Below are 12,957 nucleotides of genomic sequence, written 5' to 3' on the forward strand. Positions count from 1 at the left end.
TTTAAAATTTAAAAGAAACCGTGCAACCATATGTTTTAAAAGATGGCAAATTGAAAAAATCTAAACCTCGGCTGTTATCAAAATCATAAAAATCCTGGTCAGAATCTACCCCATTGTTTGCCTGCCAAAGGAAAATATTATTCACATAAAAGCTCACTCCTAAAGCTCTTCTGAGTTTTCCTATATCGAAGTAGGCTGAAAGTGTAATATCATTAATTCTGATATAATCTGCTTTTTCAACATAATTTTCAGCTACGCCAAGAAAACCATACCTCGTCCAACGATTGTCACTTATCGACTGATTGGGATTATAAAAGTCTACAGGAATTTGGTTTACATTTCCATTATAATTGACGCCTTCAAAAACATAGTTCTTAATATTTCTTTCATCTGCCGAAGTTTGGGAACGACCATAATAATCGAGAACAGCTTGTGTTCCATTCCAGGTTTGTCCGCCTTTTTTCCATTCCCAATTGATGTCTAAAGCAAACATTTTGTAATTGAAGTTATGAGTAAATTTTACCACAAAATCGGGTGTAGGATCAGCAATTATTTTCATTCCAGAAGCTTTTACGGGATAACCATAATCATCGATTATTACTTTTCCGTCTGCATTTCTTTCATAATAACTTCCCGTTACTGCACCCAAAACCTGACCTTCTGATAAAACTTTATGAATATCATTAAACCCTGAAATCATCAGATTATTATACCCCGAATTTACCCGATCTACAACGTCCTGATATTTAAAAAAGGAAGCCTTACTGCTTACTTTAAAATTTTGATTAGCGATGATATTGTCGTAATTAAAATTTACTTCGTAACCTTTATACGTATGATCTGCCAAATTTTTAAGCACTAAATTATTTCCTTCAAAAACGGGGAAAACATCGTCGGAAATTTTTCGCTTAAAATATTCTGCGGTAAGATTTATTTTTCGATTGACAATATATTTAAAACCGGCTTTCCATTCTTTGATATTGATATTCGAAAGATTATTAAAGGTTTCTACTTCTTTTAAAGGAAAATATTGATAAGAATTTTGTGCAGAAAACTGTGTCGTGGCATAAGAAGAATAAGATTTTGCAATTTCCGGCTCTGCAGATAGCTGAGTGTATGCTCCCAATAGTTGAAAATCATTATTATACCAATTGAATATATTTTTAAAAGTAAAATATCCATTTGCCTTCGGAATCCAATAACTGTTTTTGAGCGAAGTGTTTGAGATATAGAAAGAATTCCCAAGATTTGCCCCAAATTCTATATCATTATAATCCTCGTAATCTAAATTATAATTAAAAATATAATCCTGTGAAGTTCTTTGATAAATATAGTTTCGGTCTAAACTATGATTAACACTTACTTTTCTGTCATTTAGAATATGATTTAAGCTAAATCCGTGCTTCAAATCTGAATCTCTCAAATTATAAGACAATAAAATATTTGAATTATAAAACTCATTCTTCTGATCTCTCCTGTTGTACAATCCATTGATGAAACCTGTCGTAGAAGCCTTATAAACATCACGATGCACAATATCCTGATTATCGTAAGCCTGACTGATATTCAGTTTAAAATCATCCCAATTTTTGCTTACATCAAAATTAAACTGGCGGATATTTTCGTAATAATTGTATTTATTTGCTTGATCAAAAAGAAAATCAGGATTATCTGCATACAAACTGTAACTTCTCTGCAAACCATTGCTTAGATAAGCATTCTGCTGATTTGAAAAAGAAACCGGAGTTAATAAAGAATTTTGATATGCTCTGTTAAATAATCCGATCCTATTGGTATTGGTTGCTTTATTTTCTTCGTAATTGAATCCTGCATTGATATTAAAATCTAAAATTTTTGTGCTGAATTTAGTTTTAAAAGAATTCGTCACATCATACTGATCTATAAAATACATCTGGTCTTTTCGTTGTCCTAAGTTGAAACTAAGTCTTGCATCTTCTTTGTAGTCGCCTCTTTTAATCATTGCGTTTATATTCAACTGATTGCTGTAACCAACCGTTGTTTTGAAAATATTGTTATTGTAAGCTTTTGCAGGAGAAACCGCATTTGATAAACCAACTAATTGTCCGTTTACATCATATTCATAAGGCTGTCCATTGAAACCTAAAGTAGAAATATCCGGTCCGAAGCTAAACATTTCATCGGTTTCGGGACCTTTCCAAACGAGAGAGCCATTTTCTGACCTTCCCTGAACATATCTGCTTTGAGTCTGTGGAATTCTGTTTCTGCTTTTGATATCTAAAGCTGTACTGAAACTACCGTTGAAAACAAGAGATTTTTTTGGCTGACTTTTAATTTTATATAGAGAAACTGACTTTAATTTAAGTTTTCTAACCGCAGAAAATTGACGGTCTGAATTTTTTCTTACAGAATCGTAAGAATTTTCAATACTAAATTCATCATTTTCAGGCTTCTCAATTAAATCTTCGTAGTCTTTAGAAATAACATTTTTAACGGTCTCTCTTGGTATCTTTCTCTCTAAAAGATATTTAAGCTCATACACATTTCGAACGACCTCAATGTTGTTACCGTTGTTCCAAACCAAAGTATCATATTCTTTTGCAGCAATAATAGCATAGCCTTTTTCATCGGTCAATTCGTAAACTCCGCTGTTTTTGTTGAAAATTTTAAGAAAATTCTGAGGCTTTTTCTTTTCATTAAAAAACGTTCCCGAATAATAACGCTGAGAATCCTGCGCAAAGGCAAACTGTACCGCAAAAACAGGCAATAACAGATAAACTTTTTTCATCTTTGATAATATTTCTAAAAATAGAGAAAAAAAAGAAATCTCCGAAGAAATTTCTTTTTTACGACTGTTATTTCTGTGTCGATTGGTAGGTTTCTATCAATCTCACAAATTCTGCTCTGTAGCCTTCATCATCTTTTCCTCTTCCCTTTTTAGCAAGCTTTTCAACTTCTTTCAAATCTTTATTTTTAATTAAAGCAGAGTTTCTTAAAACCAAGCCAAACCACGCAACCGAAGAAGCAAATTTAAAATCATCGCTTGAAGATGAAAAAGATTGATTGGTATTTTTAACCACCTGAATAATTTCAGAACTTGTATCGCCATCCGGCTTTTTATATCTGAATTTTACCGTTGCCAATTCATCATTAAAATTTTCATCATTTGTGTTTTTAGTATATTTTAAATCATTTTCTTTAGGCAAAAATTCAGAATTCACATCATTCGGAATGACTTCATATAAAGCGGTAACCGTATGTCCGCTTCCCAATTCTCCTGCATCAATTTTATCATTGGTAAAATCTTCATTCTTCAGTTTTCGGTTTTCATAACCAATCAAACGATAGGATTTCACATATTTCGGATTAAACTCAATCTGAATTTTCACATCTTTTGCAATGGCATACATATTTCCAGTAAATTCTTTTCCTAAAAACTTATTGGCTTCCTGAAGATTATCAATATATGCGTAATTTCCATTTCCTTTATTCGCTAAAGTTTCCATGAGGTTGTCTTTGAAATTTCCCATTCCAAAACCTAGACAGGTTAGAAACACGCCTGATTTTCTTTTATCTTCAATTAAAGTCTGAAGATCGCCCGTAGAAGATGTTCCCACATTAAAATCTCCGTCTGTTGCAATGATAACACGGTTATTTCCATTTTTGATGAAATTTTCCTGAGCGAGTTTATACGCTAATTCAATTCCTTGTCCACCCGCTGTACTTCCGCCTGCCTGAAGTTTATCTAAGGCTTCAATGATTTTTCCTTTTTCTTTAGCTGAAGTTGGTGGCAAAACCATTCCTGCACTTCCTGCGTAAACTACAATTCCTACTTTATCAGTTGATCTTAATTGATCCAAAAGAACTTTAAAAGACGATTTTAGCAGTGGTAATTTATTCGGCTCGTTCATAGAACCTGAAACATCAATCAGAAAAATAAAGTTTGAATTTGGAAGTTTATTCATCGGAATTTCTTTTCCCTGCAAACCGATTTTCAATAATTTATGTTTGTTATTCCAAGGTGAATCGTTGTATTCTGTATTGATAGAAAATGGCTCATTATTTTTCGGTTGTGGATAATCATATTTAAAATAATTGATCATTTCCTCAATTCTCACCGCATTTTTATTCACATGTTCCCCGTTGTTAATCATTCTTCGGATGTTGGAATAGGCAGCTTTATCCACATCAATCGAAAACGTAGAAACAGACTGATTTTTCGTCAACTCAAAAGGATTTTCTACAAAAGCATCATATTCTTCATTATTTCTTTGTTGAATTTGTTTTGATGCATTGATGCTATCCTGAACTTTCTGCAGTTTTTCAAAAGCTTTTCTTTCTTTTCGGGAGAGTCTTTTGGTTGTGATAACAATAACTCCATTTCCGCCTCTGCTACCATACATTGCTGTAGCAGAAGCATCTTTTAAAACAGAAACACTTTCAATTGTATTTGGATTTAAATTGCTAAAAGCTTTACTGTCTGAAACTTTTCCGTTGATAATATATAAAGGTTGACTATTTGTATTTAAACTGCTTATCCCTCTAATTATAAGTGGTTTCGAAGAACCCGGAACTCCAGATCCGACAGTCACATTAATTCCTGGAGTAGCTCCTTGCAAAGATTTCAAAATGTTACTATTCGGTCTATTTTCCAAAAATGTACTTCCAATTGTATTTGAGGCAACCGTTGATTGTTTTTTCGTTAAAGTTTTGGAATATCCTAAAACAACTACTTCTTCTAAAGCTTTCTCTTTGCTTTGAGAAATTTGAACTCCGGCAGTTCTTCCTTGCAATACTGAATTTGTATTTGATAAAAATCCTTCAGGAATAGAAATAATAGGTACAGTATTTTTATTTCTTAATTCAACTCTTTCAATCACATCATCTTTATCCAAAATACCATCGCCATCTGGTTCCGTATAAACTACATTTCCTTGTGCTATATTTGAATTCTGTGAGGGTATTTCATTATGGTAAATCGGAGAAATTGTAGGTACAGGAACAACTGATTCATATACTAAAACTTCAGGTTTTTGAATCTTTTTTTGAGAAACAATTTCTTTTTCAATATTAGATTTCACTGTACTGTCAATTGCCTGAACACTAGAATTTACTTTAGGAGAAACCGTATTTTGAGCAATTGCAGGTTTATTAATTTCAGAAACATCATTTTTATTAATAAAGTAAAATGCTCCTAAACCAATAATTAAGCTTGCAGCAATTCCATAAGGAAACCAGATTGGGATGATTTTCTTCTTGTCTTCTTTTTTATTTAATTTTTCTTCAACTTTAGCCCAAACTTTATCAAAACCCGGAAAAGTAGCAGGTTCTTCCAAAAATTGAGAAGCCTCATTGAATTTTTTATCGATATCGTGATTATTTTCCATTGTGTAAAAGTTTAAATGTTGTGATTGACCAAAAGTTCCTGCAATTTTTTTCTTGCAAAATTCAGCTGAGATTTTGATGTTCCTTCGCTAATTGAAAGCATTGTTGCAATTTCTTTGTGTGGATAACCTTCAATGGCAAAAAGATTGAAGATCGCCCTACAACCTTCTGGAAGAAAATTCAAAAGCTTCAAAATATCTTTCTCGAACGAAATACTGTCGGTTGGAGAGCCTGTCGATTCTACAAAATCTTCTTCTAACGAAACATTCAAAGCTTTCATACTTCTCAGTTTCTGTAAACATTCATTCACTGCAATTTTCTTAGCCCAAGCTTCGAAAATATCATGGTTTTCCAATTGATTCAACTTTGTGAATATTTTATAAAAAGTATCTGCCAATACTTCTTGTATATCTTCATCGTTTTTCAGATAGCGTTTGCAGACTGTGTACAGCTTGCCCGCCATTTTTTCGTAAACTTTCCGCTGGGCGTTGCGGTCGTTTCGCTGGCATTCTATCAGTAATTCTTTTTCCATAGTCAGGCTTTATACTCTTATAGATGCAGGAAACTTCGGGCAGGTTGGAAACATGGTAAACTTTTTTTAAAAATAAGGAAAGTTGTTGATAGTTTTTAGTTGATAGTTGATAGTTGAAAAGCTATCATTAAATATTTACAAAAAAGATTGTGGTTTCTCATTACAAATACTTCACTTAATAATGATTTCATTTGTTTTTATTTGTTATTTTTGGGAAAAACAATACCATTTTAATAATCATGAAAAACATTTATTCTAGTACAATTTGGCAGAAAAATTTTAGTGTATCCTGTTTCCAAAATCAATTTTTGGAGAAAATACTTTTTTTAATGCTAAAAAAATCCAACAAAAATTGTCTCATAAATGGGAAAAGTAAGAAATTGTGGACATTTTTACTGATGTTACCTGTATTATATTGTAGTCAAACTTATCAATGGCAATGGGGAAAACAAGCAGGAGGAGCGATGGGATCTGCTGATCCTGGATTCGCTTATTTACACGACGAATCTATACGGGATATTGTAGTAGACAACAATAATAATACTTATTATTTGGCAACTGTACAACCTCAAGAACAAAATCTAAATGGAGTTGCCATTACTCATTATGGGAATAAAGATCTTCTCTTATTTTCTACAGACTGTCAAGGAAATATTAGATGGACCAGGACGATAGGTGGTACAGGTGACGAAAGTGCATGGCAAATTGCAGTAGATAATAATGGGGGGTTATATATGTTAGCAACTGTTGTTAATGGTTCATATTATGGAAGTCCGGGATCTCTCGTTCCTGTACATTTTGATGACACTCATGTTTTGCCTTTGGTAAATTATGTTGATATGAATACACCAGATCCTGGTAACAGAACAGGTTATATGCTAAAATATAATACTTCTGATGGAACATTGGCTTGGAGTAAACCTTTACAAGGAGACGTTTCATTAGCTTTAAGATATTGTGATATTCAGATGATGTATATGGATTCTAGCAAAAATATTCATTCTATTATGGGGTTCAGAGCTGGAACACATTTAAATGGAAGTATTACGGTGCCTTCCACATACACTACATCTTATCAGTATTATTTGGTTAAATTTAATTATGACAATGGTAACATGACTCTGAGCACGCCATTACTTCTTCCCATAACTGGAGACGGTATAAACGCAGGAGGAGCAGAAGGAAAAGCAAATTTAGTGTATGATGAGAGTTTAAACCGTTATTATCTTGCAGGTAAGAAAATGTATCCAGGGTACGGCAATATGGCAGATCTTTCCTATAATAATATACCTTTCACAAAAGAAGCCTATTTACTGGCTATTAATGGCAGTAATGGGGCAGAACTATGGAGAAAAGAACTCGATAACGGCTCCACAAGTCCCGATGATGAAATTCATTCGATTATAAAAGATCCAAATTCTTCGGATATTTATATTTCCGGACGTTATTTCAATGGAATGCCAACAGCTGCAACTTTTGGAAATTATACTTTCCCATCGAGAAGTTATGTTGAAACTGTTCCGTTTGTTATGAAAATGAATGAAAACGGCGTAGTACAATGGGCAAAAACTCCTAATGGAATGTCTGGTCTTCAGTTTGGATACCGTTTCACAAAAGGAGTGATTGCTATTAATGGAAACGAGATAGGATTTGCCAAAGGAAGTTGGTCAGATATCTGGGATAACTATGCAATGACTCGATCTAACGGAGATCGATCAGATCCTTTATTAGTTCGTCTGAATAAAGATACCGGTGCAGTAATAGGAGCCGCAGAAATTGTTAGTCCTTATGGATTTATAGATGAATTCACGGCTATTGCAGTAGATAAAGATGGTAACTATCTATTAGGAGGCTTTTTCCATAATCAATTATTTACAGATTCCAATGATAACGTCAACACAATGGCTGTTAATGTAACAGCTGGAAAATCTCAATCTTTTTTCACAAAATATGCTAAATCTGCATGCAGCCAGATGTCTGTAGAAGAAACTGCCGCTCAGGCAGGAATTCAATTATACCCCAATCCTATAGAGGATATTCTTCATATTAAAAGTAAAGAGACATTGGTTGACTACCAAATCTACGGCGCAACAGGACAGCTTATAAAACAAGGAAGTCTTAATTCAAAACAGGAAAAATTAATTCTAACCTCTTTGCAAACAGGAATATATTATATAAAGCTTAAAACCAACTCTGCCATAATTACAGAGAAAATCGTAAAAAAATAATATCTTGCAGATAAACTTTCATAATATTGTACTCTCTACGGAGAGTTCTTTTTTTAGCATAAACTACTAAAGTTCTTTAATTTAGCTTATTAACTACAGTAAATTACAATTTATTGCTTTGCGAAATTTCCACTATCATAAATGATAAAAATTGCGAAGGTATTATTTCTGAGAAAAACGGGTAAATCATAAATAAAAATTTTATTTTTCATAAAAACTCAGTATTAAATTTAACCTTTACCTTTGTAACAAATCTGTTATATGAACGACTATTCATATAAATAATCTTTTATAGTAATGAAAAATACCAAAATTGCGTCATTACTTTTTGTTTTGTCTGCAGGAAGTATGATGTTTGCTCAGGATGATCTGATCAACAAGTTGAAGAACAATCACTCTCAAAATGCTAATTTCCAGTTTACCACATTAACAGATGTTGGGGCAACTTCGGTAAAAAACCAAGGTTCATCAGGAACTTGTTGGAGCTATTCTGGAAACTCTTTCCTGGAGTCTGAAATGCAGAGGATGGGCAAAAAGCCAGTTGATTTGGCTGAAATCTTTACCGCAAGAAATTCTTATCACGATAAAGCAAAATTATACGTTTTAAACAGCGGAGCAATCAGTTGGGGAGACGGAGGTGAGCTTCATGATGTGGTTAATATGTACAAAAAATACGGTGCAGTTCCACAAGATGTTTATACAGGTTTGAAAGCCGGACAGTCTTTAAATAATTTTAAAGAAATGCAGGGCAAACTAAAGCCGGTTTTAGACAGCTTGGTTGAAGCTTCTTCAAAAGGAAAATTATCTGATAACTGGATGGCTTCTGTGGATGCTATTTTAGATGAATATTTAGGAAAAGTACCTACTAATTTTACCTACGAAGGAAAAAATTACACTCCAAAAACTTTTGCTAAGGAAGTGGTAGGAATTAATCCTGAAGATTATGTTGAGTTGTCTTCATACAAAGATTATCCTTATTACCAGAAATTTGTAGTTCCGATTCCTGATAACTGGAGCCATGATTCTGACTGGAATATTCCAATGAATGAATTGACTGCCATTATCGATAATGCTGTTAACAAAGGATATTCTGTAGGTTGGGCAACAGACGTTTCTGAGCCTTATTTTTCATACAAAAATGGTGTTGCTTACGTTCCTGATGTAGATCTTGATCAAATTACTGCTGACGTAAAAAAAGATTTATTCACTCAGCCTAAAAAAGATAAAACCATTACTGAAGATATGCGTCAGAAAGCTTTAAACAATCTTTCTACCACCGATGACCACGGAATGCACATCGTAGGTTTGGCAAAAGACCAGTCGGGTAAAGAATATTATATGGTAAAAAATTCTTGGGGTGTAACCAATGATTTTGAAGGATATTTATATGTAACAAGACCTTATGTTGAATATAAATCAACAGCAATTTTGGTTCACAAAAATGCAATTCCTAAGAACATCAGAAAGCAATTGAAACCAAGCAAAAGCATTGGTTTGTAAGAAATCATTATTGTCTACTAGGTGACAATTTTAGATATTTAAACTTGTTAATAGGCCGTCTGAATTTTTTCAGGCGGTTTTTGTTTTAGCTAAAATTTTTTGACGCAAAGTCCGCAAAGGTATTTTTTCTCACATACTGCATATTTTTCGTTCTCAAAGGCACTTCGTTCAGCGAAGGCTTCCATTTCTTTGCTGAGTGAAACGCCTTTGCGAGCGAAGAATATTTTCAATCATTAAAAAAATCTTTGCAGACTTTGCGTTAAAATAAATTTTAAAAAACCGCTTTCAAAAAAAATTGAAAACGGTTTCTCTAAAAATTAAAAAAATTATAGGTAAAATTATGTATAAAATAAAAGTGAACTGCTTATTTTACTTCTCAGGTAATAGTAGAAAAAAGTTTAAATAATAAATTGCCCACGAAGCAAACCTGCAATTCACTGTAATTTTTTTTAATAAAGCACTCCTAAACTAGAACCAGCAAAATCTGTAAGCTCTTCTACTCTGCCGTCTTTAATTTTCTTTGCCCATTGGTAATCGCTCAACAAAGCACGTCCTACAGCAACCAGATCAAAATCTTCACGATCAAGTCTTCTTACCAATTCTTTAAGGTCTGCTTTTTCAGAACCTTCTCCTGCAAAAGCTGCCATGAAATCACCGTTTAATCCTACAGAACCTACGGTAATTGTCGGTTGACCAGTCAGTTTTTTTGCCCAACCTGCGAAGTTCAAATCTGAACCTTCAAATTCAGGTTCCCAAAAACGTCTTTGTGAACAGTGGAAAATATCTACTCCGGCTTCTTTTAATGGCAATAACCAATCTTCCATTTCATTAGGATTTAAAGCTAATCTGCTCTTATAATCCTGTTGTTTCCACTGAGAAAGACGGATAATAATAGTAAAATCTTCCCCAACTGCAGCTCGCATTGCTTTTACAACATCCACTGCAAACTTGCTTCTTTCTTTTAAGGTTTTTCCACCGTATTCATCGGTTCTGGTATTGGTTACTTCCCAGAAAAACTGGTCGATTAAATAGCCATGAGCGCCGTGAATTTCCAAAACATCAAATCCTAAATCTTTTGCAGATTTTGCCGAAGCTGCAAACTGAGCAATTGTATCCTGAATATCTTCCAAAGTCATTGTAGAAGCTTTTTCCATATCCACTAAAGGATAGTCTTCTGCCATTCTGGTATCACCAACATGCCAAATCTGTGGTCCCATTTTTCCTCCATTTTGATGAACTGCATCGATGACGTTTTTCCAACCGTTCAATGCTTCAGTTCCATAAAAATCTGGGATGTTTTGTAGGTTTTTAGATCCAGGCCTATTGATTACCGTTCCTTCAGAAAGAATCAATCCAACTTCCGAAGCGGCTCTTCTTGCATAGTAATCTACAATTTGCTGAGTGGGAACTCCGTTATCAGATTGTGCTCTCGTCATCGGAGCCATTACTATTCTATTTTTTAGTTGTAAATTTTTGTATTGAAAAGGTTTAAACAATGATTCTGTACTCATTTTTAAAGTATTTGTTTGTAATTGTTACACAAAGTAACTAATAATAGTTTGTTTTTGTATCTTTCAATGAAAAAATAGTGGTAACTTCGCAGTAACTTATATTAGTAACCTGAAAGTAACGTATAAGTTTAACCACAAAAGATTAAACACCTAAGTTATTTTAAGTTTAATAGTTGTATGTAAATTAAGAACACTTAAGTTATTTTTAAAATCAAAGATCTTATTTCTCTGAATTTTTAATAGCTTAATTAATTTTAGCCTATTATGAAACAAAACGAATTGATGCAATACAGCTGTCCTTTAGGCAAAGCAATGTCTGCATTGGGAAGCAAATGGAAACCGATTATCGTATTGGTTATTAAAGACCGAAAACTACGTTTTGGAGAACTTGCCGTGCGCATTAATGTGATTTCAAGAAAAGTTCTGACCGATCAGCTAAAAGAAATGCAAACTGACGGATTGATTATTCGTGAAGAGTTTAAAGAACTTCCGCCAAGAGTAGAATATTCTTTGACAGAAAAAGGATTGGCACTTTTACCTATCTTATACCAATTGGAAGAATGGGAAACAAAATATCATGTTTATGACCCTGAAAAAGAGAAGGATTGCAAAATGCTTTTGGAAAAAAGGGAGAAGAAAAATGTTATTGTTTAAGCTTATTAAGTTTAATTTGAACACTTTCTGGATAACTTCCGTTTATATAACTCACATAACCATTCTGAATGATAGCTTTTGAGCCTGCTTTTGGAATGGAATCGATATATTTAAAATAAAGAGTATCATTCTTTAATTCATAATTTCCCGTGTAGATATCTTTATCTCTCATCATTCCTTGAGAAATAAATTCAAAACTTTTATCATCATACATTTTCAAATATATCCAACCTAAAGGAGCTTCTCTATCTGCTAGCAAAACTTCTTTTCTTTCATCTTTACAACTTAGAATAATTAGTATAAGACAAAAATATAAAAACCTGATTTTCATTCGGTTATATTTAAAATTATAATTTCAAAAATATTACTTTCTCACAATCAACATATTTGCAAAGGGTGTAATTTTCTGATTATCAACAACCTCCAAACCAGCTTCAGAAATAGCTTTTTGCCATTGCTTTTTGCTTAAAAAATGAAAGGCTCCGATATTGAAGAAAAGAAAGTTGGTAAAATCCCTGAACTGCTCTGAAACAATAATCAATCCATCATCTTTTAAAACTCTTTTAGCTTCTTTAAAGAATAGAACTCTTTGCTCATGATCCAAAATTTCGTGAAGTGCGGTTATGGCAAGAATTACATTTTGAGAATGATCTTCAAAAGGTAATTGATGAGCTTTTATTTTTATTTCTTTAGGATTCGGAGGAAATATTTTTTTTGAAGTTTCAATTCCTTTTTCTTGCTCGTGACGGTTTCCGAAAATATCACAAACTGTTAAATTTAAATTTGAATATTTCTCTTCCAGACTTTTAGACAAAGGATCAAAACTGGCATGAACCAAAACAACATTTTTAGTTTTATTCCAATTTATAATTCCTTTCAAATTGTTTAATTCGTATAGGTCTGAATTATCATACAAAATGTAAGAAGCCACGAGTGAAGCAATAATATTCAGAATAATAAGAACACCTAAAATTCTGAATAACAAAACAAAAAGGCTCGAATTAATAAAAAATGACAATCCAAAAAGAACAATAGAAACGATAATTCCTAAAAGGATTTTCTGGTAATTGAAGAGAATGACAAGCTTTGTGATTTTCATGAGTTGAATTCTTATTATTTTGGAATTTTATAAATATTGAATTTACAGATTTCTTTAACAATTTCTTTA

The 12,957-nt window shown here is 32.9% G+C and carries 9 protein-coding genes; 3 read left to right on the forward strand and 6 right to left on the reverse strand.

Annotated features, from left to right (window positions below):
* Position 1: 1 nt before the first annotated feature.
* The 3 genes from AB671_RS02275 to AB671_RS02285 all read right to left on the reverse strand — a co-directional run bounded on the left by AB671_RS02275 (position 2) and on the right by AB671_RS02285 (position 5,896).
* The gene (locus AB671_RS02275; RefSeq protein ID WP_066676731.1) at positions 2-2,767 is read right to left on the reverse strand and encodes a hypothetical protein; all 2,766 of its coding nucleotides are present in this window, start codon (positions 2,765-2,767) and stop codon (positions 2-4) included.
* 67 nt (positions 2,768-2,834) lie between these two features.
* Positions 2,835-5,366: a vWA domain-containing protein gene (locus AB671_RS02280; RefSeq protein ID WP_066676730.1), complete on the reverse strand. Its 2,532-nt coding sequence runs from the start codon at positions 5,364-5,366 to the stop codon at positions 2,835-2,837.
* 11 nt (positions 5,367-5,377) lie between these two features.
* Positions 5,378-5,896 (reverse strand): RNA polymerase sigma factor, encoded by a 519-nt coding sequence (locus AB671_RS02285; RefSeq protein ID WP_066676729.1) that lies wholly within the window; start codon positions 5,894-5,896, stop codon positions 5,378-5,380.
* Between the two features lie 398 nt (positions 5,897-6,294).
* Between AB671_RS02285 and AB671_RS02290 the strand changes: the two genes are divergently transcribed.
* Entirely contained in the window at positions 6,295-8,124 is a 1,830-nt protein-coding gene (locus AB671_RS02290; protein WP_066676727.1) for a T9SS type A sorting domain-containing protein, read from the forward strand.
* A 297-nt stretch (positions 8,125-8,421) separates the two neighbouring features.
* Positions 8,422-9,624 (forward strand): aminopeptidase C, encoded by a 1,203-nt coding sequence (locus AB671_RS02295; protein ID WP_066681376.1) that lies wholly within the window; start codon positions 8,422-8,424, stop codon positions 9,622-9,624.
* 449 nt (positions 9,625-10,073) lie between these two features.
* Here the strand turns inward: AB671_RS02295 and AB671_RS02300 are convergent, their stop codons facing one another.
* Positions 10,074-11,135, reverse strand: coding sequence for an NADH:flavin oxidoreductase (locus AB671_RS02300; RefSeq protein ID WP_066676348.1), 1,062 nt, complete (start codon positions 11,133-11,135; stop codon positions 10,074-10,076).
* Between the two features lie 264 nt (positions 11,136-11,399).
* Between AB671_RS02300 and AB671_RS02305 the strand changes: the two genes are divergently transcribed.
* Positions 11,400-11,789, forward strand: a complete 390-nt coding sequence (locus AB671_RS02305) for a winged helix-turn-helix transcriptional regulator (protein ID WP_066676346.1) — start codon at positions 11,400-11,402, stop codon at positions 11,787-11,789.
* On the opposite strand, the gene AB671_RS02310 is transcribed toward AB671_RS02305, so the two are convergent.
* Both AB671_RS02310 and AB671_RS02315 read right to left on the reverse strand, forming a co-directional pair.
* On the reverse strand, positions 11,779-12,120 hold the full coding sequence (locus tag AB671_RS02310; RefSeq protein ID WP_066676344.1) for a hypothetical protein: 342 nt from the start codon (positions 12,118-12,120) through the stop codon (positions 11,779-11,781). The genes AB671_RS02305 and AB671_RS02310 overlap by 11 nt on opposite strands.
* A 33-nt stretch (positions 12,121-12,153) precedes the next feature.
* Positions 12,154-12,888: a class I SAM-dependent methyltransferase gene (locus AB671_RS02315; RefSeq protein WP_066676342.1), complete on the reverse strand. Its 735-nt coding sequence runs from the start codon at positions 12,886-12,888 to the stop codon at positions 12,154-12,156.
* Between the last annotated feature and the right edge of the window lie 69 nt (positions 12,889-12,957).

Origin of the sequence: Chryseobacterium sp. BGARF1 (assembly GCF_001677955.1) — a bacterium.
Taxonomy (GTDB): Bacteria; Bacteroidota; Bacteroidia; order Flavobacteriales; family Weeksellaceae; genus Chryseobacterium.